Raw genomic sequence first — 23,086 nt, 5'->3', positions numbered from 1 at the left:
CCCCAGGGCCGAGGCGGCCTCGGCGGCTGTGCGCGTCGACTCCGCCAGCTCGCGTACGTGACCCGCGACGTCGGCCGCAGCGAGGACGCGGGCCACCTGCATGCTGCGAACGGGCAGGGACGCGTTTTCCTGAGGCCCCATGGGACTCCTTCATACGAGGTCGCATCATCATGTGTTCCATATACAGAACGTTCCGTATGTGGAACGATAGATCTCGCGCGGCATCGAATCAACCGGCCTCGGCAACAAGGAGGGGCTCACCATGGACCTGGCCACTCGCGTCGGATTGCGCCTGCGGGAATTGCGTGAAGCGCAGGGGATTTCACTGTCCGAGCTGGCTCGCAGGTCCAAGATCGGCAAGGGGACGCTCTCCGAGTTGGAGAGTGGCCGGCGCAATCCCACTCTGGAGACGCTCTACGCTCTGACGACGGCCCTCAAAGTGCCGCTCAGCACAGCGCTGCACAACCTCGCGTTTCCCGCCAAGGTCTCTGGTCACGCCGTGGATGCCGTCCTCACCGAGCGATTCGAGACTGCTGCTGCGGTTGCGGAAACCTACCGAGTGCGCATCCGTGCGGGAACGACGCAGGAGTCCGCCGCCCACACTCCCGGCACAACAGAGGACATCATCGTCCTCGCCGGCACCGCGCGCGTCGGCGCACTCTCCGCTCCTGCCCTGATCGGCCCCGGCATGCATGGCAGTTGGGCCGCCGACGTTCCGCACTTGTACCAAGCACCGTCCGGAGACGTCGAGGCTCTGCTGATCGTGCGCTACCCACAGTGAACCCTCCTCGGCCCCACACCGGGCCGACAGCGGTCAGCGCCTGCTGTCGCCGGGCGCGAGAAGACTGGTGACTTCGGCGACCGCGTCCGCAGGGGGATGGAAGTAGCGCCGTACGTTCTCAGGCTTCTTGTGCCGGGACTTGGCCATGAGCACCAGCAGGCTCCCCCGGCCTCGGCGAGGTGAGTGAGTCGGGAGTGCCGCCACTCGTGCAGGTCCCAGCCCGTGCCGTTCTGGCCGCCGAGGGCGGTGTGCTCGTCCAGCAGCATGCGGGCCTGCCCGTACGACAGCCGGACCAGCCCGGTGGCCGGGCACACGTCGCGCGGGCTGACCACCGCGGGCATGCATGCGTCGAGGACCGCATTCGGGGTCGACCATGCCGGTCAGCTCGGCGTCCTCGGCGCCATCACGCAGTGTCCCGTCCGGGTCAAGGGCGGGGTCATCCGGTGCCGGAGGCCGCACTTGGTGCAGTGACCAGATCGCCGCCCCGGCTCCGGCGTTCGTTGCTTGATGGGGCAACCGCCATCCCAAGAGTCCGTCATGCCCGTCGCGCCCATTCAGGCGTTACCCGCTGACGTGTCGACCCGTGTGAGGGGCACCGTGGCGCGTGAGGTTGCTCAGACCATGCGTTGCGATGAGGAGCGTCCACACCAGGAGAGGAAACGCCGCGACCCTCTCCATACCTCCCATGCCGAGGCCGAGGTAGTGATGGAAAAGGAAGAGAGCGAAGGCTGCGATCGCCGTGACGCCAAGCGGAGTGGTCAGTCGGCGCAGTGGCCCCCGGATCCGGCGCGCGAGAGCGAATCCTGCCACCAGAAGGCCGAGGTTGCCCATCCCCATGACGAGCAGAGCGCCGATGAAGTGCTGGTTTTCATCCACGTCGGCGGGCGCCAGCCCGACCAGCACAAACCCAGCGCCAGCGCTGGCGATCAGGAGCCGTGAGACGGTCCCGATGATGCCCCTGCGCCAGATGTCGCCGAGGACCGCGCCGACCACGAGCAGTATGCCCAGCACGACGAATGACGCGTTCATCATCTCGTGCGCGGGCGAACAGACGTACCGCGGCTCGGGTTCTGCCTGCATGGCGCAGTGAACGTTGCCCAAGTCACTGATGTTGTTCCGCGCCCAGCTGTAGGGGCTCGCCCAGGCGGATTCAACGATTCCATGAATCACGAAGAACTGCACCGCACCCACGATCCATGCCAAGTACCCGATCCGGTCCTTCAACTGTCCGCCTCCTTCCGGCCGTTCCAACGCGACAAAGTCGATCACCTGGTGGCATGCGCGGGCACTAGGGCAAGCCACCGGATAGGGGGTGGGGCAGACCCCACTGCGCCCGTGTTCCGCCACCATCTCTTCGCGCGCGCCGGTGACGCGCCGTCCGACTGTCGGCGTCTGGCCGCTGCTCCCCGCCACCCGGTTGGTGGCCTGGTGGCCGCCCGCACCGCCCGTCCGCTGCCCAGGCGCGGTTGCACTGTGCCGCCCATGCCGCGGTGGCAGCCACAGATCAGGGCCAAGCCCCGCGGAAGGCGGCGACCACCGGCGGTATCGCCATACGACGCCCGCGCCCGCCTCGGCTGCCCCGCGCCGATCGGGTCGACGGACGAACACCCCATCCGGCACCTGACCGTCGCCCTGCCCCCGCAGTACGCGGCCCGCCTCTTCGACGCCCAGGAGGCCGGCGCCAGCGACCAAGAGCTTCAGCAAATCGCCGCCGACAGGCTCAAGGAGGTGTACTTCCAGGACGGCGGTCGCCGCGCCGGCAGCCTGGAGGAGGTCCGCTTTTCGGACGTGCAGCATCTCGAGTCCGAGCTGTAGCAGCCGCGCCCCGAACAGCCTGCGAGTCCCGGACTATCCGGGACTCGCAGGCTGTTCGGGGCCAGACGGTGTTGACGTCGGGCGTGTCCTTGCCGGTGGGCGTCGGTGGGGTGACGCGTGCAAGGCCGTCGTGCCGGTTCCGGCCGGGGCGCCGACGGCTGCCGGTGCTCGGCATGCGCCGGGAGCCGCCGATCCGGCCGTGACGACCGGGGACACGGCGGCGCTCAGCGCGGAAGCACCCAGCTCGGGGCCCAGGTCCCGGCGGCGTCGCGGCCGGCCGCTGTGGCGGCGAGGTGGGCGCGGAGGACGGCCAGCGCCGGGTGGGGGTTGTCGCGGTGCCAGAGGAGCGAGTGCGGGTAGACGGGCGTCGGGTCGGTCACCGGGATGCGGCGCAGACCGTGGCCGGCGGGCCAGACGAGGCGGGAGTCCGCGCCCATGAAGGTCGCCAGGGCCGGGGTGTCGGCGACGGTGTCGAGGAGCGCGTCGGAACCGAAGTTGGGGCCGGTCGCCTCGATGGTGAGGCCGAACCCGGCGACGAGGTCGTCGTAGTAGGCGGCCCACTCGGTGCCGGCGACGATGCCGGGCATCCAGATCCGGTGCCCGGCGAGCTGCGCGAGGGTCACCGAGCGGGAGCCCGCGAGCGCGTGAGCGGGGCCGGTGAGGAGCTGGAGGCTCTCGTCGAGCACCCGGACGGACGCGATGTCCTCGGGAAGGGGATGGCCGGGCGCGGCGACGGCGCGGAAGGACGCGTCGATCGCACCGGACCGGATGGCGGCGACGGCGCTGTCGATGCCGAAGAGCATCACCACGTCGAGGTCGATCTCGGGGTGCGCGCGGTGGAAGCCGCGCATCAGCGCCGACTGCGCGCTGCGCGAAGCGATCACGTCGACGCGCAGCGGCCGGCGCCCGGCGTGGACGGACTCGACCGCTCGCTCGGCCACGCGCAGCAGCTCCCGCGCGTGGGTCAGGAAGGCCTGCCCGTCGATGGTGAGCTCGGCGCCGCGCGGGGTGCGGGTGAACAGCCGTACCCCGAGGTCGCGCTCGAGCGCGGCGATGCGCTTGGAGACGGCCTGCTGGGTGACGGCCAGCTCGGCGGCGGCTGCCTGGAACTGCCCCGCGTCGGCGGCGGCGACGAACGTCCGTACGGCGTTGAGGTCCACGCCGACCACCGTATCCGTACAACGGATGGTTGTGAGATGCGGGCTTCCTGGTTGTTTGACCAGCGGTGATGACGCTCGTTTTGATGACTCGTCCAGCGCATCGGTTGTACGGCGGAGGAGGGCACGGGCGTGCGGAGCGGGCATCGGCTGGGGCGGCGGTTCGGGTGGTTCCGGGCCGCGTACGGGACCAGCGCGCTGGGCACCTGGCTCGCCTTCGGCGCGTTCCCGCTGATCGCCATCGAGGTGCTGGACGCCGGACCGGCTCAGGTCGCCGCCCTCTTCTCCGTGGGGGCTGCCGTGGGCGCCGCCGTGGCGGTGCCGCTCGGACCGTGGGTGGAGTTCCGCCGCAAGCGGCCGGTACTGATCACGACGGACCTGGTGCGGTGCGTCGCCCTGCTGACGATCCCCGCCGCGTTCGCCCTCGGGGCGCTCACCTTCTTCCAACTCATGCTGGTCGCTGTCGTCGTCGCGGCGGCGGACATCACCTTCCGCGCCGCGTCCGGCGCGTATCTGAAGACACTGCTGCCGGCCGAGGACCTGCTCGTGGCCAACGCCCGGTTGGAGTCCACAGCATGGACCACCACGATCGTCGGGCCGCCACTGGGAGGCGCCGCGATCGCGCTGCTCGGCCCGGTGGCGGCGGTGGTGGCCGACGCGGTCAGCCATCTGCTCTCGGCCCTCGGCATCCGCGCGACGGGCAGCGGCCACGAGCCGCCACCCGAGCGCCGGGAGGCGCCGCGCAGGAAGGCCGGGGGCCTGCTCGACGGCTGGCGGTACATCCTCGCCGACCCGACGCTGCGTCCGCAGTTCTTCCATACCGCACTCTTCAACGGCCTCGTGATGGCCGCCTCGCCGCTGCTGGCCGTCCTGATGCTGGGCCGGCTCGGGTTCGCGCCCTGGCAGTACAGCCTCGCCTTCGCCGTCCCCGCGATCGGCGGGCTGCTCGGCTCGCGGCTGACCCCACTCCTCGTCACCCGGTTCGGGCAGCACAGGGTCCTGGTCGCGGCCGGAGCGCTGCGCGCGGTCTGCCCGGTCTGCCTGGCCTTCGTGGGGCCGGGGGCCGGCGGGCTGCTGCTGGTGATGGGCGTTGAGCTCGTGCTCATCTTCTGCTGCGGGGTCTTCAACCCCGTCTCCGCCACCTACCGCCTCCAGCGCACCGCGACCGACCGGCTCGCCCGCACTCTGTCCGCCTGGGCGGTGACGACCAAGGCCACGACCGCGCTCCTGACGGCCGTCTGGGGCGTGCTGGGCAGCCTGCTCGGTTCGCGTACGGCCATCGGCCTGGCCGGCGTGCTGGTGCTGGCGACCCCGCTGCTGCTGCCCCGCCACGCGGCAGCGCCTCCCGCCGAGCAGGAGCCGGCACCGAGCGGCGCCTGACGGGCCGCCACAGCGGTCACAGCCGTCACGGTGACCGCTGCGCCCGGCCGTCGCGTGCGGTCGCGTCCGACCGGGTGGGACGGCGCCGACGCGGACCTCGGGGACGCTGCGGCGAGGGCGGCGCCGAACGCGCCACGGCCCGGTGCGGGCACTGTGCCTCCCCACCCCGCCCGGTGACCAGGGCCGGCGCGCACCCCGCCACCGAGCGGTTCAGGAGGTGAGGTCGCGTCCTTCGGGCGTCCGGCGGCGGAGAGCGGCGACGCGTACGCCCAGGGCCACGGCGAGCAGGACCCAGGCCACCGCGCTGTACGCCCACGCGGTCAGGCCGCGCGCCGCGTCGACCGTGCTCCAGACGCCCCACAGCAGCAGCACGACGCACAGGGACGTCCAGGCGATGTCGCCGACACGGGCCCGCAGTTGCGCCCGCTGCCGGGTGCCGGGCTCGAGAACACCGGGCGGCGGGACGCGGCCGTCCGTTCCGTGGTGCGTCATGCTTGCTCCCTCCGTAACCGTCTGTACTTCGCGTCGTACCCGCCATTCGGCGCCGCACGCAGGGGAGGCTGCGTGGGCCGGGTGGCGCAGGGGGCCGCTGCGCCGCGCGGGTGAAGGGCGGTGGGGTGGCGGCCCGATACGGAATCAGTGACGGGGTGAGGGTTGGAAGGAGTTCTTCGCGCCGCTTGATGCAGCAGGGGTACGGCAAGGCCCGGCAGTGGCGGGTCCGCAAGAGCGGCTGGTACTACGTCTCGCTCCTGGCGACGGCGCTGGGGGCGCTGGTCCTGCTGTCCCTCGCCGTGGCGGCCCTGGTCACCCTGGTGGAAGGGGCGGACAGGAAGTTCTGGACGCCCATCCGGTGGATCGATGCGCGCTGCGAGGAGAACGAGCGTTCCTGCGGTGTCCTCGAAACGCTGATCATGCCGTTCCTCACGCTCTCCCTGGCCACCGTCGCGTACCTCTCCTTCCGGTTCACCCGGGTACGTTCGGCGTACCTCCGCAAGGCGCGGGCGGCGCCCCACGAACTGGTCGAGACGGCGGGCGGAATCTTCGGCAAGGTCGTGGGGCGCGACCAGCTCTGCGAGGTCCTGATGGAGGACCTGCGGGACACCCGCTCCCGCCGTACGCACGTCGTGGTCGGCGGCGTCGGTACGGGGAAGACGGCGCTGCTCGTCCTGCTCACGGAGCAGCTCGCCCGGCGCAAGGCCCTGCCGGTGCCACTGCGGTTGCGGAGCGCCGACAGCGACCTCGATTTCCGCAGACTGGCCTTCGAGCGGTTCGCCCGGGAGGTGCAGGGCTGCATCCGTTCCGACGCGGAGGCCGAGAAGGTGTGGCGCCGGCTGTGCCAGCAGGGGCGGATCGTGGTCCTCGCGGACGGCCTGGAGGAGACGCTGAACGGTGAGGAGTTGGCGGAGGAGCGCGACAGCATCATCCGGCTGGCGATCCGCCGGGCGAACGACGAGCGGCTGCCGCTCATCATCACCTCGCGCCCGCACGACTCGCTGCGGGGCATGGAGGCGTCCCTCACCGACCTGGAGCCGCTGAGCGAGGAGGCCGCCCTCACGTACATCTCCTCCGGCAGCGAGTGGGAGGACCGGCAGCGGCTGGACTGGATCGTCGAGAAGGCGGGGATCGCCGAGGCGCCCACGTATCTGCAGATCGCCAGCGAACTCCACGCGGAGGGCCTGCTGGAGCGTGCGCTCACCGGCCACTCGGAGGAGGAGGCGGTGGAGACGCGCGGAGGGGACCGGGCCGCCTTGCGCTTCCACCTGCTCGACACCTGGATCGCCGCCCTGATCAACGGGCGATTCCGCCCCGAACTCCCGCTCAGCCAGGAGGAGCGGCGGGCGGCCGTCCACTACCTGTCCGCGCTCGCGTGTGCCGGGCTGGCTTCGGACTCCTGCGAGGTGCGCTTCACCGACGTGGTGGACGACGATCACCCGTCGCGGTCCCGCTACCCCGAGATCCTGCGGGAACTGGCGAGAAGGGTCGAGGACAGCAAGCTGGACATCCGCCTCGCGGCGCACTGGGGTGCGCGCATGGGGCTGGTGGAGATCGGCGGGGACCGGGTCCGCTTCCAGCACACGGTGATCCAGGCCCACCTCGGAGCGCGGTTCATGAACGCCGTGATCCATCCGGGCGTCCCCGACGAACCCCGGGAGGGCTCCTTCTTCCCCGCGGCGCTGGAGAAGCCCGGCCGGGAGCTGCTGATCGCCATGGTGCTGTACTCGCGGACGCCCGAGGGCTCGTGCCTCCACGAGGAGGCGCACAGCGCCGATGAGGGGCGCGGAGGCGCGGAGGGCCGCGGCAACGGGGAGGAGCGCGGTGGCGACGAGGTGTGGTGCCCCGTGTCCGCCGCGCGGGACCTGCTGCTGCGGGCGGCCTGCCGGGCGCAGATGACCGACCGCCCGCCGGAGGAGCCCCGGGACGCGGCGGACCAGCGGCGGGGGCAGGGGCAGCAGGTCGACGAGGTCCCCGAGGCGCAGCGGCTCTTCGGCCGCACCCTGCACGCCAAGGCCCTGGAGCTGTACGCCGCCGCCCTGGAGATCGACAGCGTCGACGCGGCACCGCAGCAGCACATCATCGCCATGCGGCTGGCCACCGCGTGGCCGGATCTGCGGGCCCGCGATCCGCACACCCTGCGCGTGGCCAAGACGCTGCTGGTGTCCCGGTTCGGTGAGGCCGTGCGCGGCGTCACCCGCAGGCGCACGCTGCTCCCCGCGTACCTGGAGCTCTTCGAGATCGCACGGCTGGAGCCGTCGTACCCCATCCGGGTCGCCGTCGCGCAGGAGATCGGGGCGGGCGGTGACCACGCCTTCGCGGCGCTGCAGGCACGGCTGCGCGGGCCGCAGATCGACCGGGACGAGCGGATCGAGCGCCACCCGGACTGCCTGGAGGAGATGTGGGCGGCCCAGCAGCCGGAGGCCGTGGCGGAGGGTGAGCGCAGGAGGCAGCGCCGGGCGGAGCAGAGCGGGGCCCGGGTCACCTGGGAGCTGCGGGAGCGGGAGGCGACGCGGCGTGCCGAGCACCGGCAGGAGGAGAGGGAGCGCGAGGACGAGGAGCAGATGTGGCGCGAGAACACGATGTGCGCGTGGCTGGTTCCGCTGCTCGTGGGTTCCGTCACGACGCAGCGCCACCACAACACCCCGTACGACTTCCTGGAGAGCTGGGTACGGCGGGTCGGGACGCCGGACGCGACCGGTGCGCCCGACGGGGCGGGGGCGGCCGGTGGCGGCGACGGGACCATCCTCGACCTGACGGTGGAGGTCGCCCTCGCCCAGGGCTTCAAGTACGCGGCGAACCGGCGGCACCGCCATCCCCACGCCCGTGCGGAGGCGCGCGAGTACCTGACCGGGCAGGCGTGGGACATGCTCAAGCGCACCCGGTTCTGGTTCACCCGCCTGACGCTCCTGCACGCCCTGACCCTGTGGGACCTGCCCGACGGCATCACGGTGACGCGCCCCGCGCACGGGCCGGGTTCCGACCCCGCGGAGCAGGTCCGGCAGTGGCTGGCCCGCCCGGACGGCGAGCGGGAGCATCCCTTCGTCGAGGAGGCCGCCGAGTTGTGCGTGTGGGCGCTGGAGACCCGGCAGCCGGAGCGGTTCCTCTGGATCGACGAGTCGGGTGTCGCCGCGCACGTCGGTTCGCAGACCGCACCGCGCGGTGAGGCCCGCAAGCACCACCTGTGGATCCCGCCGTCCACCGGCTGGAGCACCCTGCACCCGCGCGCCCAGCAGCTGCTCGCCGACGTCCTGCTGCTGCTCAACCTGGCCGAGCGGGGCGACTGGCCCAAGGACCGTCTGCGGCGCCTGCGCCACACGGCACGGCCGGACCTGCCGCCGTGCCTCACCCGCGACCGGAGTCCGCTCGACCCGGGGCGTACGGCCGTCCGCACGGCCGCCTCTCAGGCCGGCTCCAACTGCCGGGACGACTGCGCGTTCGAGCTGTGCCCCTACCCGCCCAAGGGCCTCGACGGTCACCGGGTCGAGCTGAGCGAGGCGTTCTGCCGGGCGCAGTCCACGCTGCTGTCCCGGTCCTTCGTCCGCCCGCAGGCGCCGTGGCAGCGGCGCACGGACGTCGCCGAGCTGCGCCGGTTCTGGGAGCGGATGGGGCAACGGGCCCAGGACAGCGGCCGCCCGCGGTGAGCCCGTCCTGCGCCGCCGTCGCGGCGGCGGGCGAAGCCCCCGGATCGGGGGCCTGCGCCGCTGGTGCGACGGCGGGCGTCCGCTCCGGCACGGAGTGCGCGTCAGCCGTTCAGCGAGCCCATGAGCTCGGGGGCGTAGCGGTCGCCGGAGGCGACCCCGCGGGGGGCGACGGCCTCGATGGCCGCGATGTCCTCGGGCGTGATCGTCACGGCGGTGGCCCGGGCGTTCTCCTCCAGGCGCTCGCGGCGCCTGGTCCCGGGAATCGGTACCGCCCCCTGGTGCAGCACCCACGCCAGTGCCAGCTGCGAAGGGGTCACCGACTTCTCCTCGGCGATACGGCGCACCTGGTCGACCACGGCCAGGTTGCGGGCGAAGTTCTCGCCCTGGAAGCGGGGGTCGGTGCGGCGGAAGTCGTCGGCGGCGAAGTCGTCGGGCGTGGTGATGGCGCCCGAGAGGAAACCACGGCCCAGCGGCGAGTACGCCACGAGACCGATGCCGAGCTCCTCCAGCACCGCCCGTACGCCGTCGCCTTCGACACCCCGCTCGAAGAGGGAGTACTCGCTCTGCACGGCGGTGAGCGGGTGCACGCCGTGCGCCCGCCGGATGGTCGACGCGGCGGCCTCGCTGATGCCGAGGTAGCGGACCTTGCCCGCGGTGACGAGCTCGGCCATGGCGCCGACGCTCTCCTCGATGGGCACGTTCGGGTCGACGCGGTGCAGGTAGTACAGGTCGATGTGATCGGTGCCGAGGTGCCGCAGCGAGCGGTCGGCGGCCCGGTGGATGTACTCGGGCGTCCCGTTGTAGCCGCGCATGACACCGTCGTCGGTGAACTCGATACCGGTCTTGGTGGCGACGACGGCCTTCTCCCGGCGACCGGCCAGCGCCTTGCCGACGAGCCGTTCGTTGAGGAACGGGCCGTAGCTCTCGGCCGTGTCCAGCATGGTGATCCCGAGCTCCAGGGCCCGGTCGATGGTGGCGAGGGCCTCGGTCTCGTCGGTGGCACCGTAGAAGGCGCTCATTCCCATGCAGCCGAGTCCTTCGGCGCCGACCGTCAGGCCCTGGCTCCCCAGTGCGCGCATTCGCATGTCGTCCGCTCCATTTCCACAAAGTAACTAACTGGATAGTTCGAGCATGAGGCACAGCCCGGCCGCTTGTCAATAACCAGATAGTTACTTGGTAGGGTGATCGCATGGCACGCGACTCCAGCGCAACGAAGGCCCGGCTCCTCGACGCGGCACTGACCGAGTTCGCCGCCCACGGGATCGCCGGCGCCCGCGTCGACCGCATCGCCGAGGCGGCCGGAGCGAACAAACGGCTCATCTACGTGTACTTCGGCAACAAGGAGCAGCTCTTCGACCACGTCATGCAGCGGGCTCTGGAGGCGGGTGCCGAGTCCGTGCCGTTCGACGTCGAGGACCTCCCCGGCTACGCGGGCGCGATCTTCGACCACCTCGTCGCCCGGCCCGAGCTGATGCGGCTGGTGGTGTGGAAGCAGCTGGAACGCCCCGCGGCCACTCCCGCGCAGGGAGGTGCCTACGCCGCCAAGATCGACGCGGTGTCCGCCGCGCAGCGCGCCGGGCGGCTCGACGCCGCGTTCCTGCCCGCGGACATCCTGACCTTGGTGCTCGCCCTCTCCCAGGCGTGGTTCGCCGCGGCGGGCGGCCCGGCCACCGAGCCGGACGGCTCGGCCTGGAGCGAGCAGCGGCGCGCCCGGCACCGGGCGGCGGTCGTGGAGGCGGTCAGGCGCTTCGTCACCCCCGTCAGTCAGGCCTGACGCGCCCGTGGCCCGACCGGGGCGCCGGGTGTCCGCCACTCCCCCGCGTGCCGCCGAGCGGGCCGCCCACCCCGCGCGCTGCGGGCACGCCGCGACCCGCCGGCGTCGCCCCCACCGGCCCGGCCGCCCGGGCAGCGGGCCCCTAGGGTGGGCCGTATGCACACCACACGGGTCTCCCGGCACATCAGGGCTCCCCGGGCAGCGGTCTACCGGGCCCTGGTCGACGCGGACGCGATCGCCGCGTGGCGGGCGCCGGCCGGGATGCGCGTCCACGTGCACGGCTTCGACGCCCGCGAAGGCGGCCGCTTCCGCGTCTCGCTCACGTACGACGCGGCAGCGGGCGGTACGGGCAAGACCACGGCGCTGACCGACACCTACCGCGGCCACTTCGCCCGGCTCGTACCGGACGAACAGGTCGTCGAGGTGATCGAGTTCGAGACCGGTGACGACGCCCTGCGGGGCGTGATGACCCTGACCACCACGCTGGCCGATGCCGGCGACGGCACGGACGTCCTCGTCGTGCACGAGGGAGTCCCTGACGCCGTGTCCGCCGCCGACAACGAACGGGGGACGCGCATGGCCCTGGACAATCTCGCGCGCCTGGTGGAGGCGCCGGGGCGTCCGGAGCGGACCGTCTGAGCGCCGCGTCAGGCGGCGACCGAGCTCGCCCAGTCGTTGTACGCGCCGAGGTTAGAGCTGTACGAGTTGGGGCTGATGGAGATCTGCCCGCCGTTCCCGCCCTCGTCCCTGGCCAGCCACGCGTACGAGTTCGACTGCGTGTTGCGCCACGACGACGTCTTGTCGTTGAAGTCGTACTCGTTCAGGTTGTGCCAGTAGTAGTCGCTGAAGATCAGGCGGCGTCCACCACCGTTGATGTGCTCGTACAGGCACGTCCAGCCGCTCGCGCAGGCCGGCAGCGCCTGTGCGTCGACCCTGCCGCGCAGCAGGGGGTCGGTGGCGCGGGAGTAGCCCAGCGCCTTGTCCGCCTCCTCATGGGTCCGGAAGCAGCTCACTTCCGTCCGGGAGTACACCACGCAGCTGCGGGCGTCGCCCCAGCCGTCGTGCTTGAGGTTGATCGTCCGCTGCCCGTAGGACGCGAGGGCACCGTCCACCGCCGCGCCGGACTCCGCCCGCGGGGCCCGCGCTTCGGTGGCGGACGCCATCGGCACGGGACCGGTGAGCAGTCCTCCGGCCGCTGTGAACGCTGCGGCCAGCAGGACTGATGCGACTCTGTTCATTGCTCCCCCTTGCTGTGAGACGGCCGATCGGTGACACCCGCCCGCTGACCGGCGTGCCGTGCCGCGCGTCGCCCTTCGAGGCGCGCAGCGGTGGGCCCGGCATTCACGGCGGGTTCCAGAACATGATCTGGTCAGGACCATGACACGTACGCCGACGGCCCGCGCACCGGTGCGCGTTCGGGTTCCGCCGGGAAGGACGAGGCCTGTCTATTACCACGGGCGTCGAAGGGTCAATGAATTGTGCGCCATATCCCGGTTTTGACTTGAAGTCACCCCGGTCGGCGACCGCCCGGACGCACTCAGGCCGCAACGCCGGCACACCGCCGGACGGGGGACCCGACAGCCCCACGGCGCCGGGGCGTCGGTCCGGGGGCCGGAGTGCCCGTGCCGCGATGATGCCGGTCGTGGATGCTCTGACCTATTCCTCCGCCTTCATCACCTTCTTCTCGGTGGTCGGCCCGCCCAAGGTGCTGCTCGCCTTCGGGGAGCTCGCCCACCTCCACGGCACCGCCCAGCTGCGCAGCATCGCCGGTATCGCCTCCGGTGCCGCCGTCTTCGTGGGCCTGGTCGCCGGGCTGACCGCCTCCTGGCTGCTGGACCTGTTCCACATCAGCACACCCGCGCTCCAGCTCGCCGGCGGCATCATCTTCTTCCTCTACGCCGTGGGCCTGGTCCTCGGGGTGCACCTGGGCTCCGACCGGCCGCAGCAGGATGCCCCCGACCTGGTCAGCGGGGTACGGGAACTGCTCATGCCGTACATCGTGAGCCCGCTCGCCATGACGGCCGTACTGATCGAAGCGGCGGAGCGCGACTCGTGGACCTGGCGCAGCACCGTCGTGGGCGCGTACGTCACCGTCCTCGCCCTCGACCTCGTGTGCGTACTGGTCCTGGCGAACATCCTGCGCCGTACGCACCACGCCACGATCGAGCTCCTCGGCCGGCTGCTCGGGCTGCTGCTCGCCGCGGTCGGCGTGGACCTGGTGCTGGACGGCCTGACGGACCTCGGCGTGCCGGGCGCCGACCGCGCACGGGTTCACTGAGGGCGCCGGGGCCACCGCTGTCCGCGACGCCGGCCCGCGGGGAGGCCGAGCACACCCCGTAGAGTGGTGTGTCATGAACGCGGGGGCGGTTGACGACATGGTCGAGGTCCCGCCGGGGCGTGTGACGCTGTCGGACCGGCGGACACAGCGCAGGTGGCCGGTCGATGTGGCGCCGTTCCGGATGTCGGCGTTCCCGGTCACCCAGTCCTGGTACGCGGAGGTCACCGGGCAGCGGCCGAGCGCCGCGCACGGCGAGCGGCTGCCGGTGGAGGGTGTGTCGTGGTGGGACGCGGTCCGGTTCTGCAACGCCCTGTCCGGCCGGGAGGGCCTGACGCCCGCGTACCGCGTCCGAGCCGATGACGAGACGGCCGAATGGGACGCCGCCGCCGACGGGTACCGGCTGCCGACCGAGGCGGAATGGGAACACGCCTGCCGCGCCGGCACCGAGGGCCCGCGGTACGGCCGGCTCGACGAGATCGCCTGGTACCGGGGGAATTCCGGGGAGCGCATGCACGCCGTGGGCGGCAAACAGCCCAACGCCTGGGGCCTGTACGACATGCTGGGCAATGTCTGGGACTGGTGCTGGGACGTCTACGACGCCGAGGTGTACGGGACGTACCGGGTGCTCCGCGGTGGTGGATGGTCCGACGAGCAGTGGAGCTGCCGGGCGTCGGTGCGGCGCCGCAGCCATCCGACGTACCGGATCGACGACGTCGGTTTCCGCGTCGCGCGCTCGCCACGTCCGTCCTGACCGTTGCGGCGTCGCCGTGCCGGCGGGCGGAGTGCCGCGCCGGCGATGAGCGGATCGTCCGCCCCTACCGCCCCGGGGCGGTGCCGGGGCTCCGTCGATCAGCTCCAGTAGATCAATTCGCCCCGCACCGTCAGCCCGAGGAAGAGGGAGAACGTGATCCGGGGCCCTTGGGAGGGCTCGACCACATGCATGTTCCCGGGATGGAACAGCAGCGCGGCGCCGACCGCGGGCCGGAAGCGGATCGGCTGGCAGCCCTGCACCACGGACGGCTTGAAGCCGCTGTCCTGCCGGTGCGAGTCGTCGTCCGGGTGCCACCGGCGTCGCCAGACGACCGTTTCTCCGCCCTTCTCAGGCGTGGCCGCATAGAGGTTGAAGGCCAGCTGTGCCGTGACGTCCTGGTCGAAGAGCCCGTCCGGGAATTCGCGGACGAGTTCGTCGCAGTGCACCAGTGTGCCGTTCTCGATGGCGCGTACCGCCCCGCCGAACACGGGCCTGCCGTCGATCGTCGCGCGGGCGAGCGGGGTCTCCCACTGGGTGCCCAGCCGCTCCAGCACGGGGGTCACCGGGTCCCCCGCCAGCCCGGCGTCCGCACAGGCACGCTCGGCCTTCTCGACCGCGTGCCAGTACGCTTCGGCGTCCAGCCCGCCGTCGGGCGTGCGGAACTCGTTGAGCTGCGGGCCGAAGCGGTACGCGCTCAGCGGTACGCGCGCCGGGTCGTACTGCTGCAGCGGCAAGGACCGGACGGAGGCCAGCGCCTGCTCGCACTCCGCCGGGCCGAAGAAGCGTGACACCTTCACCGCTCCCGCGGTACCGGCCGCCAGCCGGGCCAGATGGCGGCGGGTGAAGACCGGCGCCTCCTCCAGGCGGAAGAGGGGGTCGTGTGAAACGGGGCCGGGACCGCCCTGCTGCGCCGCTCCAGTGAGTGACATGAGACCTCCTGGCCGTTGCCCGATCCTGGAGAGCAAGATCGCCGTACCAGCTGCTCAACCGACGCTAACAACGCCTCCGACCCGTCGCGTGCACATGTACTCCGAGCGGGCGAATCAGCAGGGATCCGGCGAAGCATTGCGTCGATGCGCGCGCGGGAGCCACCGGGCTCGCCCCCACCGCACGGGGCAGGGGGCGGCCGGGCGGATGACCGCCCGGCTCCCCCTCCGCGCCGTTTCAGGACTCCAGCCGGACGAGCGTGGTGACGTCGGTGTTCGCGCCGCAGAGCACCACGCAGACCTTCTCGCCGCCGCCCGGCCGGTAGCCGCCGCTCCCCGTGGCGGGGCCGGCGGGCGGCTCCCGGTCCGGCACCTGCTGATCCGGGCCGGTCAGCGCCGCCCAGGCCGTGGCAGCACCGTGCTCCACCACGATCCGGCGGCGGTCCCACAGCTCCTGGCGCGCGCGCAGGATGTCGCTGTCCGGCACCAGCACGGAGTGGACGCCGCCCTTCTGGGCCGCGGCGACGGCCATGGCCGTGACGCGGCGGGCGCCGAGGGAGTCGGCGGCGACCGACTCGACGGGGACGTCGACCGGGCGGCCGGCCTCGATCGCGGCGTTCAGCGCACGGCAGTTCTCCGGCTCCACCGCGACGGTACGGATGCCGTGGTGCTGGGCGGCGGTGGCGACGCCCGCGAACAGGCCACCGCCACCGACCGCCACGACCACGGTGTCCAGGCCGGGGATCCGCTGGTGGATCTCCTCCAGGAGCGTGCCGGCCCCGGCGGCGATCAGCGGGTGGTCATAGGCGTGGGAGGCGAGCGCGCCCGTGGCCGCGACGAACTCCTCGCAGGCCGCGAGCGCCTCGGCGTACTCGGTGCCCACCAGGCGCACGTCGGCGCCGTACCCGCGCAGCCAGGCCACCTTGACCGCCGGAGCGGTCTCGGGCAGGAACACCGTGGCCCGCACGCCCTGCTGCTGGGCCGCCCAGGCACACGCGAGCCCGGCGTTGCCGCCCGAGGCGATGGTCACCCCGGCCTCGGGGAGGGAGCCGGCGTCGCGGTGCGCCTGGATGAAGTTCTGCGCGCCGCGGGCCTTGAACGACCCGGTGTGCTGCATGAACTCCAGCGCCAGCCACACCTCGCCGGGCTGCTCGCTCCGGTCGTCCAGCGGGCCACGGGAAGCGGTACGGAGCGCTCCCGGGTCGAGCTGGGCCAGGGCGACCGGGCGGGTGCGTCCGGCGATCCGGTCGGCTGCGGCCCTGATGTCCTCGTACGCGAGCTGGTGCACGTCGTTGCTCCTGCGATGTGTGGGTCACGACCGGGCGATGAGCCGGCCGTCGGCGGTGATCCCCAGGATGCAGCCTTTCCGGCGGCGGGGACGGAAGAGCCACCGCCGCACGACCCGCTGACCGGCGGCGTCCGGTCACCGTGGCCGGCCGGGCCCGCCGCCGTGACCGGCCCCCCGGCTCTCCCGCCGGCGCACACGGTCTCGTACCCACCCGTCACCCGGCCGGACCACGCGGCGGCCGGCCGCGCCTGCCGTCGTCCACAGCCGCCGGAGGGCTCAGCCGTCCTTCAGTTCCTCCGCCACGAGCCGGGCCACGTCCAGAGAGGAGTGCAGCGCCTCGCGGGAGGCCGCACGGGCAGCGCGCAGTTTCTTCGAGCCGCGGAGGAGCAGGACCGAGGCGCCGGAGGCGTACGCGAGGGTGAGGACGCCCGCGACCTTCTGCGGGTCCCAGACGCGCTCCAGGCCGCGCAGCAGTGTCGTGTGCGCCGACAGCAGCGCGAGGAGGCCGCAGGCGCCGCCGGCGGCCAGCGCCGCGACGCCCTGTCCGGCCTCCGACACGCCGAAGGCGGCCTCCTCCCGCGCATGGTCCAGTTCCTCGCGAACCACGGTGTGAACATCCTGTGACGACGACTGCATGAGGCCCGCGTACCCGCTGTACGGCGAGGCATACCGGCACGGGCCGGCACCCGGTGACCGGCTCCGGCCCGTGCGGTGCCCGACCGTGAAAGTCCCAAGTACGGCGGGCGGAGCAGGTGTTACGGTGCCGTCACCGTGAGGGGGCTGAGGGGGCACGGCATGGAGTGGCTGACATTGGTCGCGACGCTCGGCGGAGCGGTCATCGCGATATCGGGGACGGTCCTCGCCGACCGGTTGCGCACGCGGCAGGAGACGGACCGCGGCCTCGGCGCGCGGCGGCGTGAGGTGTACATCGACTTCATCTCCGCGGCGGGAGTGGCCCATACCCGGCTGCGGGAGCTCGCGCAGAACGCGGACGCGTCCCTCGACCGGGAGGCGGCGAGCCGCGCGGCGCTCGCGGACGCGCAGGTCTACGAGGTGCGCGAGCGGCTGTTCATCGACGCGGGAGCGAACGTCGCCGCGGCGGGCCAGACGATGTTCGAGCACCTGCGCGCCCTGCGCCGGGCCGTCGCCGCGGGCGCCTCGGTGTCCGAGCCGCGGTTCCATGACGTCTACCACCCGTACATCGCGTCGGTGTGGGACTACCGGGTCGCGGTCCGCGACGAGTTGGAGGGCCGGTCACTGACGCCCGGTGCCTTCGGCTGGACGAACTGGGACGGGCGGGAACGCTGCTCCGTGTGCCGTACCGGGGACGCCGCCGGAAGCGCAGGAGCGTCACGGTCCTGAAGGCGCCGGGTCCCGCCCGCCCGTCTCCGCGCCGCCCGGTCGCCCGGCGGGCCGGGAGGAACCGGAGCAGCTGAGGCCCGGCCGGTGCGGGATGCGGAGTGGTCGGCGTGCGGCCCCTCACCGGGGGCGGTCAGCGGCGTTCCAGGCATCCCCGGACGAACGCGGCCTGCCCTGCGTGCTGGAGGTCGTCCGCGACGACGCTGACGAGCCGGACGCCCAGGGTCACCGGGGGCGTCCACGACTCGTCCACGACCCGGTCGAGCGCAGTACCGCGCAGGCCCGAGACGAACTCCAGGGTGACGTCGTGGACGGCGTCGTAGTAGCCGAGCAGCACGTCCGGCGAGTCGACCCGGACGGCGGCGACCTGTTTCGGCGTGTGGCCGTAGCCGGTCGCCTCCGGCGGGAACGGCAGGCCGAAGCGGCCCGCCCAGTCCTGGGCCGTCCACACCTGCTCCCGGTCGGCGACGTCGGCGATGTGGTCGTCCTGGATGCGGGTCAGGTGCCAGACGAGCCAGGCGATGGTGTTGGCTCGAGGGTCGAGCCGGGCGTGGAGATGCTCCGTCGCGATGCCCTCGACCGCTTCGTGCACCACCTCCTTGATGCGTCCGACAGCGTCTGCGAGCACTTCTGCGGTGTTCATACGCCGAGTGAACCGCGCACCGCTCCCCCGCCCGCGCGGCGACACGCTCACGCGCTCCCCCTCCCGCCGCCGCGGCCGCGCCGGCCGGTGCGGTGTTCCGGACGGACCGACGCCCGCGGCGCCACGGCGGGGAGCGGCGCGGCGCGTTCGGCGGCGGTGTCGGGGAGTGGATCACCGCGAACCCACCGGCGGCCGGGAGGTGGTCGGGCGTGGCCCTCCCGCCTCAGGCCAGGACCATGAGCGCCGTGAACGGCACCGGGATGAGCAACGCCGTGCCCAGCCAGGTGCGCAGCCGGTCACCGCGCCGCAGCGGCCGGAGCACGTCCACGACGAGAATCAGCAGCATCATGAGCAGCCCGGTCAGCGCCAGCAGGAACATCACCGGAAACGCGTGGTCGAGGGTGTGGTGGTTGCAGTCGGTGAGCCCTGGACGGGCCATGTCCTCCGTGGTGCGGCAGTCCATCGGCAGGTACTCGCTCATCAGCCACCACGCGCAGTACAGGGGGATCGTCGCCGGTACACCGAGCGCGAGGTTCACCGTGGCGGGCAGCAGGAGGCCACCTCGGGGCCGCTGCCGCGGCCCGTCCTCGGCGCCCGTCCCCGGCCCGCCGTTCAGTCCCGCTCCAGGTCTGGTCACAACGGCAGGGACGAACAAGATCCGCTCAGCGGTTCCGCCCGACCCGTGTTCCGTGCCGCGCCGCACGGAATCCTCTCAGCCGCCGAGCCGGTCCAGTTCCTCACCGATCGCCTCGCGCACAGCCGCGTGCCGCGGACCGAGCGCGTACCGCTCGTCGCTCCACCTGTCGCGCGGGTACAGCCACACCGGGCGACCGACGAGACCGGCCGGCTCCCACGTGAAGCGCGGCCAGACATGGGCGTGCAGGAAGCCGTCGGTGTTGCCGAGGATCTCCAGGTTCACCCGCCGGAAGCCGGCGTCCAGCCGCTCGCAGGCGCGCTCGACGGCCTCCCCCAGCCGGTCCATGTCCGACAGGAAGGCCAGGCGCTTGTGCCGCGGCAGGCCGGACAGCCGCTGCACAGCGGGATCGTCCGTCAGGAGCACCGCGTACCCGGGGAGGAACTGGACGTCCCCGATCACCGCGAAGCCCGCGTCCAGGCGTCTCAGCACCGTGGGGTTCTCACCCCGCAGTGCGCTGCCGATGCGGTCCTCGCGCCAGTCGTCACCCATGGGCGGTGACCCTACCGAACGGCGGGCCGGCTCAGGCCCCGGTGACCTTGGCGACGAAGGCGTCGAGGTTGGCCGACATGCGCTCGATGCGCTCCTCCACGGTGAGGGTCTCCTCATGGCGGCCGGCGCGCAGTTTCGGCTGCCGCTTGCCGCGCAGGTACAGCGGGCAGGCGAGGTCGGCGCAGAGGTAGATGCCGACCGTGTTGCCCTCGCGGCCGCGCGCACCCGCCAAGGGAGCGGCGAACAGGCCGACGCCGGAGGAGGCGTGTCCCGTCAGGCAGATCTGGCACAGGCTGGACTTCACCGCGCTGGTGCGGCTCACGGCCGGGACGCGCAGGGCGACGCCCAAGGGCCCGTCCGCCCGGGGCAGGACGAGGTGGGCGCGGAGCGGCGCACCCGGGTCCACCCATCCCAGGAAGTCCAGGTCCTCCCACGGCAGCTCGGCGAAGTCGAGCGGCAGCCTCAGCCGCGCCGCATCACCTTTGGTGCAGTTCACGAAGGACGTACGGATCTGTTTCTCACTGAGCGGTTCCACGTGCGCCGACCTTACGTACCCGCAGCTCACGCCGCATCCGATTATCCGCCCGGTCCGCCGCTCCGGTACCGGGAGGGCTCGCCGGAACGCGTCAGGACTCGTGAGTCGTGCGAGGGGAGAGGAATTCGAGCCGGTTCCCGTGGCAGTCGGCGGCGTAGAAGCGGCGGTGGCCGGGGAAGTCGTCGTCCCGGGTCACCTCGACGCCGTGGGCGGTCAGCCGCGCGGCCAGCGCGTCCAGGTCGGCGACCAGGATGCCGGGGTGGGCCTTGCGGGCCGGGCGGAAGTCCTCCTCGACGCCGAGGTGTATCTCCAGGGCGTCGGAGCGCACCCACAGGCCGCCGCGCGCCGCGAGCACGGGCGGCTTCTCCACCTCGGTCATGCCGAGCACGTCCACGTAGAAGCGCCGGCACACCTCCTCCTCGCCCGGCGGGAGGGCGAGCTGCACATGGTGGAGCCCCAGGCCGAAGGGCGACGTCGCCTCCGTGGTCCCGTAGGGCAGTGCTTGCTGACGCTGACTCATGGTCGACCGGTCCCTTCACCCGCGGATGCTGTGCCGTCGTCCGGCGCGCCCGCCGTGGCACCGTGAGCGCGCCGGGTGGCGGCCCTTCCGCCGGTGGCCGACGGCGAAGGATCACCGTACCTGCGCGCGGAAGGGCGCGGAGCGCCGCCTCCGCCGGGCGGCCGCCCGGACCGAAGTGACCGTCGGTACACGCAGTCGTTCGCCCACCGCGGCCATGAGGACGCGAGAACCGCGGGCCGCGGGCCGCCGGGCCGGGTGCAGCGGGACCGGTGGCCGTGGCCTGCGGCCGCGCGCGTCATTCGCGTGCGAAGCAGTGCGAGCGGCCGACGACCGTGAAGCCGCGGCGCTCGTACCAGTGCCGGGGCCAGTCGTCCGCGTCGGCGGTCAGGAACCGTGTACCGCAGCCGGCGTCGACGGCCATACGGAGTGCGGTCGTCAGAACGGCGTCGCCGTAGCCGCGCCCGAGGTGGGGCTCCGCGGTGATCAGGTCCTCGATCTGGGCGACGTCGCTCGCCGGTTCCAGGTAGAGGTCGGCCCACGAGGCGACATCGCCCCGCTCCGTCCGGGCACCGAGGAAGTGGACGACGGCGGCGCCGCGCCGGCGAGCGGCGCGCCGCTCCACGAGCTGACGGACGACCTCGTCGTCCACGTCCGGGAGGAATTGCCGCCACCGCTCGGTGAGCGGTCCCCTGAGGGCCTCCAGATCCACCGACTCCGCGGGGCCCCCGACCGGCACGGGACCCGTGTGCACCATGACCAGGTAGGGGCTGTGCGTGTACCCCGCTCGCAGGAGCGGCTCCGCGCACGCCGTCCCCGTTGCGTCGTCCAGGACGGAGACCATCCGGTGAGGCAGGTGCCCGAGCGCCTCTTCGACGACGGCCGGGAGGGCCTCGGGATCGACGGCTCCGTCGATGACGACCTGGTTGTCCGCGTGGGAGTGGGCGAAGGCGTCGTCGTACACCGCGAAACCGCCGGGAAGGTCGACGCTGCGTGCCGACTGGCGCCGGGCGAAGTCCGACAGGAAGGCGTTGATTCTCTGGAGCTCGGAGCTGGGCATGGGAACGATCCTAGGAGGAGCAACCTGCCTCGCGCGTCGCGGGTTTCCGCCGCTCCGCCCGGGTCGTTCGCGCCGGTACGGTGGGGGTACGGGGGCGGAAGGATACGGCCGTGAGCAGTAGGAACCGGGACGAAGTGGACCGCGGGCAGGTGCTGGCTTACCGGGTGGCGGCGCACGGGTTCGCCCGCTCCTCCCCCGTGCCCGACGTGCTCGTCCTCGGGGTCCAGGACACGCCCACCGGTTCGGCGCGAGCGGCGCTGGCCGCGCGGGGGGCGGCACCGGAAGGGCAGGGGCTGGAGCTGGTCTGGTCGTTCCGGGGTGCGCCCCATCTGCATCGTCGCGCGGACCTGGCCGGGCTCGCCGCCGCGCTCTGGCCGCTGGACGACGCCGACGCGACGGCGCGCATCGACACGGCGGTCATCAAGGAGGGGGCGCACCTGGGTGTCGAGGCGTTCCGGGCCACCGCCGAGGCGTTCCGCGCGGTGGTGACCGCACCGATGGCCAAGGGTGACGTCAGTACGGCGGTCAGCTCCTCGGTGCCTCACTCGCTGACGTACTGGTGCGCGAGGTGCGGTGCGCAGCACATCTCCGGGCTGCTCTTCCAGCAGGCCGGCCTGGCGGGCGGGGTGCGCGTCATCCCGAAGGGCGGCAGGACCGTACTGGCCCCGCTGGACGCGGAGTTCCGCGTTCCGGTGAAGGCGTCCGGTACGGCGGAGCTGGTCCGCGCCTATCTGCGTCTCCTCGGGCCGGCCACGCCCGCCGACGTGGCGAAGTACTTCGGCACCCGGCCGGCCGTCATCGCGTCGGTGTGGCCGGACGACCTGGCCGAGGTGTCCCTGGGCGGGAGGACCGCATGGCTGCCTGCCGCCGACCTGGACGCGTTGCGTTCCGCGCGGGACCAGGGACTGGTACGGCTGCTGCCGCCGGGCGACCCGTTCCTCCAGGCGCGCGACCGGGACCTGGTCGTGCCGGACAAGGCGAGGCAGAAGGAGATCTGGCGCGCCATCGGCGGTCCCGGGGCACTGCTCGTCGGGTGCGAGATCGCCGGCACGTGGCGCGCCAGGACCGCCGGCCGCAGGCTGGAGCTGACGGTCACTCCGTTCCGACGGCTGTCCTCCACGGTCCGCAGGACGCTGGCAGCCGAGGCCACCGTGCTGGCCTCGGCACGGGGCCTGCCGGAGGCGCGGCTGCACCTCGTCTAGGGCTCTGTCTCCGCGGCCGGGGCCGGGTCCGTGGGAGGGTGGGCCGGGCATGAGCGCACCGGACCCAGGGGGCGGACCGGGCTCGGACCGAACCGGTGGTGCGGGGCCGGCAGGTGTGCTGCCGGCCCCGCACGGCGGATCCGGGCGGGCTGCTTCAGGTACGGGCCCGCCGTGCCGATCCTGCCGGCGCCACCCAGGACGTACACCCGCACGTTTCCCTTGCCGGGCGCGGCGACGGTGAGCCTGCCGTCGGTGACGACCCGCGTGTCACCGCTGACCGCGTCGGTGCAGGTGCCGT

24 protein-coding genes and 1 pseudogene are annotated in these 23,086 nt (G+C 72.7%); 10 read left to right on the top strand and 15 right to left on the bottom strand.

Annotated elements, in window-relative coordinates; translation table 11 throughout:
• Nucleotides 1–262 precede the first annotated feature (262 nt).
• Entirely contained in the window at nucleotides 263–781 is a 519-nt protein-coding gene (locus tag IH00_RS0132025) for a helix-turn-helix domain-containing protein (RefSeq protein WP_031079590.1), read from the top strand.
• Nucleotides 782–814: 33 nt separating this feature from the next.
• Here the strand turns inward: IH00_RS0132025 and IH00_RS40855 are convergent.
• A pseudogene (locus IH00_RS40855) lies at nucleotides 815–1,113 on the bottom strand (site-specific integrase); the annotation flags it as partial.
• 229 nt (nucleotides 1,114–1,342) lie between these two features.
• Nucleotides 1,343–2,005: a DUF998 domain-containing protein gene (locus IH00_RS0132015; RefSeq protein WP_052411791.1), complete on the bottom strand. Its 663-nt coding sequence runs from the start codon at nucleotides 2,003–2,005 to the stop codon at nucleotides 1,343–1,345.
• A gap of 258 nt (nucleotides 2,006–2,263) precedes the next feature.
• Here IH00_RS0132015 and tpg point away from each other — a divergent pair, with 258 nt between their 5' ends.
• Entirely contained in the window at nucleotides 2,264–2,596 is a 333-nt protein-coding gene (gene tpg, locus IH00_RS0132010) for a telomere-protecting terminal protein Tpg (RefSeq protein ID WP_420710952.1), read from the top strand.
• A gap of 224 nt (nucleotides 2,597–2,820) precedes the next feature.
• Here tpg and IH00_RS0132005 read toward each other — a convergent pair whose 3' ends face one another.
• Nucleotides 2,821–3,756 carry a LysR family transcriptional regulator gene (locus IH00_RS0132005; RefSeq protein ID WP_031079586.1) on the bottom strand — a complete coding sequence of 312 codons (936 nt, stop codon included), beginning with the start codon at nucleotides 3,754–3,756 and terminating at the stop codon, nucleotides 2,821–2,823.
• 129 nt (nucleotides 3,757–3,885) lie between these two features.
• Here IH00_RS0132005 and IH00_RS0132000 point away from each other — a divergent pair, with 129 nt between their 5' ends.
• Nucleotides 3,886–5,133 carry an MFS transporter gene (locus IH00_RS0132000; protein ID WP_031079585.1) on the top strand — a complete coding sequence of 416 codons (1,248 nt, stop codon included), beginning with the start codon at nucleotides 3,886–3,888 and terminating at the stop codon, nucleotides 5,131–5,133.
• 210 nt (nucleotides 5,134–5,343) lie between these two features.
• On the opposite strand, the gene IH00_RS0131995 is transcribed toward IH00_RS0132000, so the two are convergent.
• Nucleotides 5,344–5,625: a hypothetical protein gene (locus IH00_RS0131995; protein ID WP_031079584.1), complete on the bottom strand. Its 282-nt coding sequence runs from the start codon at nucleotides 5,623–5,625 to the stop codon at nucleotides 5,344–5,346.
• A gap of 188 nt (nucleotides 5,626–5,813) precedes the next feature.
• On the opposite strand from IH00_RS0131995, the gene IH00_RS0131990 reads away from it, so the two are divergent.
• Entirely contained in the window at nucleotides 5,814–9,269 is a 3,456-nt protein-coding gene (locus tag IH00_RS0131990) for an NACHT domain-containing protein (protein WP_031079583.1), read from the top strand.
• Nucleotides 9,270–9,370: 101 nt separating this feature from the next.
• On the opposite strand, the gene IH00_RS0131985 is transcribed toward IH00_RS0131990, so the two are convergent.
• On the bottom strand, nucleotides 9,371–10,354 hold the full coding sequence (locus IH00_RS0131985) for an aldo/keto reductase (protein ID WP_031079582.1): 984 nt from the start codon (nucleotides 10,352–10,354) through the stop codon (nucleotides 9,371–9,373).
• A 104-nt stretch (nucleotides 10,355–10,458) separates the two neighbouring features.
• Here IH00_RS0131985 and IH00_RS0131980 point away from each other — a divergent pair, with 104 nt between their 5' ends.
• Together IH00_RS0131980 and IH00_RS0131975 are read left to right on the top strand one after the other, a co-directional pair.
• On the top strand, nucleotides 10,459–11,043 hold the full coding sequence (locus tag IH00_RS0131980) for a TetR/AcrR family transcriptional regulator (RefSeq protein ID WP_031079581.1): 585 nt from the start codon (nucleotides 10,459–10,461) through the stop codon (nucleotides 11,041–11,043).
• 156 nt (nucleotides 11,044–11,199) lie between these two features.
• Nucleotides 11,200–11,682: an SRPBCC domain-containing protein gene (locus IH00_RS0131975; RefSeq protein WP_031079580.1), complete on the top strand. Its 483-nt coding sequence runs from the start codon at nucleotides 11,200–11,202 to the stop codon at nucleotides 11,680–11,682.
• An 8-nt stretch (nucleotides 11,683–11,690) separates the two neighbouring features.
• Here IH00_RS0131975 and IH00_RS0131970 read toward each other — a convergent pair whose 3' ends face one another.
• Nucleotides 11,691–12,281: a peptidase inhibitor family I36 protein gene (locus IH00_RS0131970; RefSeq protein WP_031079579.1), complete on the bottom strand. Its 591-nt coding sequence runs from the start codon at nucleotides 12,279–12,281 to the stop codon at nucleotides 11,691–11,693.
• A 404-nt stretch (nucleotides 12,282–12,685) separates the two neighbouring features.
• Here IH00_RS0131970 and IH00_RS0131965 point away from each other — a divergent pair, with 404 nt between their 5' ends.
• Both IH00_RS0131965 and IH00_RS0131960 read left to right on the top strand, forming a co-directional pair.
• Nucleotides 12,686–13,321 carry a MarC family protein gene (locus IH00_RS0131965; RefSeq protein ID WP_031079578.1) on the top strand — a complete coding sequence of 212 codons (636 nt, stop codon included), beginning with the start codon at nucleotides 12,686–12,688 and terminating at the stop codon, nucleotides 13,319–13,321.
• A 73-nt stretch (nucleotides 13,322–13,394) separates the two neighbouring features.
• A complete protein-coding gene (locus IH00_RS0131960; protein WP_039947629.1) occupies nucleotides 13,395–14,072 on the top strand; it encodes a formylglycine-generating enzyme family protein in 678 nt (225 codons plus the stop codon).
• A gap of 98 nt (nucleotides 14,073–14,170) precedes the next feature.
• Here the strand turns inward: IH00_RS0131960 and IH00_RS0131955 are convergent, their stop codons facing one another.
• From IH00_RS0131955 to IH00_RS39135, 3 genes are all read right to left on the bottom strand, one after another.
• Nucleotides 14,171–15,001: a 2OG-Fe(II)-dependent halogenase WelO5 family protein gene (locus tag IH00_RS0131955; protein ID WP_052411790.1), complete on the bottom strand. Its 831-nt coding sequence runs from the start codon at nucleotides 14,999–15,001 to the stop codon at nucleotides 14,171–14,173.
• A gap of 235 nt (nucleotides 15,002–15,236) precedes the next feature.
• Complete coding sequence (locus tag IH00_RS0131950) at nucleotides 15,237–16,286, bottom strand: threonine/serine dehydratase (RefSeq protein ID WP_031079575.1); 1,050 nt, start codon at nucleotides 16,284–16,286, stop codon at nucleotides 15,237–15,239.
• 276 nt (nucleotides 16,287–16,562) lie between these two features.
• Entirely contained in the window at nucleotides 16,563–16,922 is a 360-nt protein-coding gene (locus IH00_RS39135) for a phage holin family protein (protein ID WP_078888069.1), read from the bottom strand.
• Nucleotides 16,923–17,081: 159 nt separating this feature from the next.
• On the opposite strand from IH00_RS39135, the gene IH00_RS0131940 reads away from it, so the two are divergent.
• Entirely contained in the window at nucleotides 17,082–17,648 is a 567-nt protein-coding gene (locus tag IH00_RS0131940; RefSeq protein WP_031079573.1) for a hypothetical protein, read from the top strand.
• A gap of 130 nt (nucleotides 17,649–17,778) precedes the next feature.
• Here IH00_RS0131940 and IH00_RS0131935 read toward each other — a convergent pair whose 3' ends face one another.
• The 6 genes from IH00_RS0131935 to IH00_RS0131910 form a co-directional block, all read right to left on the bottom strand.
• Entirely contained in the window at nucleotides 17,779–18,288 is a 510-nt protein-coding gene (locus tag IH00_RS0131935) for a mycothiol transferase (protein ID WP_031079572.1), read from the bottom strand.
• Nucleotides 18,289–18,511: 223 nt separating this feature from the next.
• On the bottom strand, nucleotides 18,512–18,925 hold the full coding sequence (locus IH00_RS0131930; RefSeq protein WP_199819849.1) for a hypothetical protein: 414 nt from the start codon (nucleotides 18,923–18,925) through the stop codon (nucleotides 18,512–18,514).
• A 75-nt stretch (nucleotides 18,926–19,000) separates the two neighbouring features.
• A complete protein-coding gene (locus IH00_RS0131925) occupies nucleotides 19,001–19,474 on the bottom strand; it encodes a hypothetical protein (RefSeq protein ID WP_031079570.1) in 474 nt (157 codons plus the stop codon).
• Between the two features lie 31 nt (nucleotides 19,475–19,505).
• Nucleotides 19,506–20,009: an FBP domain-containing protein gene (locus IH00_RS0131920; protein ID WP_031079569.1), complete on the bottom strand. Its 504-nt coding sequence runs from the start codon at nucleotides 20,007–20,009 to the stop codon at nucleotides 19,506–19,508.
• Nucleotides 20,010–20,100: 91 nt separating this feature from the next.
• Nucleotides 20,101–20,529, bottom strand: a complete 429-nt coding sequence (locus IH00_RS0131915; protein ID WP_031079568.1) for a VOC family protein — start codon at nucleotides 20,527–20,529, stop codon at nucleotides 20,101–20,103.
• Between the two features lie 295 nt (nucleotides 20,530–20,824).
• A complete protein-coding gene (locus IH00_RS0131910; RefSeq protein WP_031079567.1) occupies nucleotides 20,825–21,586 on the bottom strand; it encodes a GNAT family N-acetyltransferase in 762 nt (253 codons plus the stop codon).
• A gap of 110 nt (nucleotides 21,587–21,696) precedes the next feature.
• Here IH00_RS0131910 and IH00_RS0131905 point away from each other — a divergent pair, with 110 nt between their 5' ends.
• Nucleotides 21,697–22,788, top strand: a complete 1,092-nt coding sequence (locus tag IH00_RS0131905) for a DNA glycosylase AlkZ-like family protein (RefSeq protein ID WP_052411787.1) — start codon at nucleotides 21,697–21,699, stop codon at nucleotides 22,786–22,788.
• Nucleotides 22,789–23,086 lie beyond the last annotated feature (298 nt).

It is taken from the genome of Streptomyces sp. NRRL S-118 (assembly GCF_000716335.1).
Taxonomy (GTDB): domain Bacteria; phylum Actinomycetota; class Actinomycetes; order Streptomycetales; family Streptomycetaceae; genus Streptomyces.
The sequence above is the reverse complement of the archived record's forward strand: the minus strand, read 5'-3'. Positions and strand labels throughout refer to the sequence as shown.

What these genes read in the sequence shown, in the direction of transcription:
- IH00_RS0132025 (WP_031079590.1), top strand. Translation starts at nt 263, where the DNA reads ATGGACCTGGCCACTCGCGTCGGATTGCGCCTGCGGGAATTGCGTGAA.
- tpg (WP_420710952.1), top strand. Translation starts at nt 2,264, where the DNA reads ATGCCGCGGTGGCAGCCACAGATCAGGGCCAAGCCCCGCGGAAGGCGG.
- IH00_RS0131995 (WP_031079584.1), bottom strand. Translation starts at nt 5,625, where the DNA reads ATGACGCACCACGGAACGGACGGCCGCGTCCCGCCGCCCGGTGTTCTC.
- IH00_RS0131990 (WP_031079583.1), top strand. Translation starts at nt 5,814, where the DNA reads ATGCAGCAGGGGTACGGCAAGGCCCGGCAGTGGCGGGTCCGCAAGAGC.
- IH00_RS0131985 (WP_031079582.1), bottom strand. Translation starts at nt 10,354, where the DNA reads ATGCGAATGCGCGCACTGGGGAGCCAGGGCCTGACGGTCGGCGCCGAA.
- IH00_RS0131980 (WP_031079581.1), top strand. Translation starts at nt 10,459, where the DNA reads ATGGCACGCGACTCCAGCGCAACGAAGGCCCGGCTCCTCGACGCGGCA.
- IH00_RS0131975 (WP_031079580.1), top strand. Translation starts at nt 11,200, where the DNA reads ATGCACACCACACGGGTCTCCCGGCACATCAGGGCTCCCCGGGCAGCG.
- IH00_RS0131970 (WP_031079579.1), bottom strand. Translation starts at nt 12,281, where the DNA reads ATGAACAGAGTCGCATCAGTCCTGCTGGCCGCAGCGTTCACAGCGGCC.
- IH00_RS0131960 (WP_039947629.1), top strand. Translation starts at nt 13,395, where the DNA reads ATGAACGCGGGGGCGGTTGACGACATGGTCGAGGTCCCGCCGGGGCGT.
- IH00_RS0131955 (WP_052411790.1), bottom strand. Translation starts at nt 15,001, where the DNA reads ATGTCACTCACTGGAGCGGCGCAGCAGGGCGGTCCCGGCCCCGTTTCA.
- IH00_RS39135 (WP_078888069.1), bottom strand. Translation starts at nt 16,922, where the DNA reads ATGCAGTCGTCGTCACAGGATGTTCACACCGTGGTTCGCGAGGAACTG.
- IH00_RS0131940 (WP_031079573.1), top strand. Translation starts at nt 17,082, where the DNA reads ATGGAGTGGCTGACATTGGTCGCGACGCTCGGCGGAGCGGTCATCGCG.
- IH00_RS0131935 (WP_031079572.1), bottom strand. Translation starts at nt 18,288, where the DNA reads ATGAACACCGCAGAAGTGCTCGCAGACGCTGTCGGACGCATCAAGGAG.
- IH00_RS0131925 (WP_031079570.1), bottom strand. Translation starts at nt 19,474, where the DNA reads ATGGGTGACGACTGGCGCGAGGACCGCATCGGCAGCGCACTGCGGGGT.
- IH00_RS0131915 (WP_031079568.1), bottom strand. Translation starts at nt 20,529, where the DNA reads ATGAGTCAGCGTCAGCAAGCACTGCCCTACGGGACCACGGAGGCGACG.
- IH00_RS0131910 (WP_031079567.1), bottom strand. Translation starts at nt 21,586, where the DNA reads ATGCCCAGCTCCGAGCTCCAGAGAATCAACGCCTTCCTGTCGGACTTC.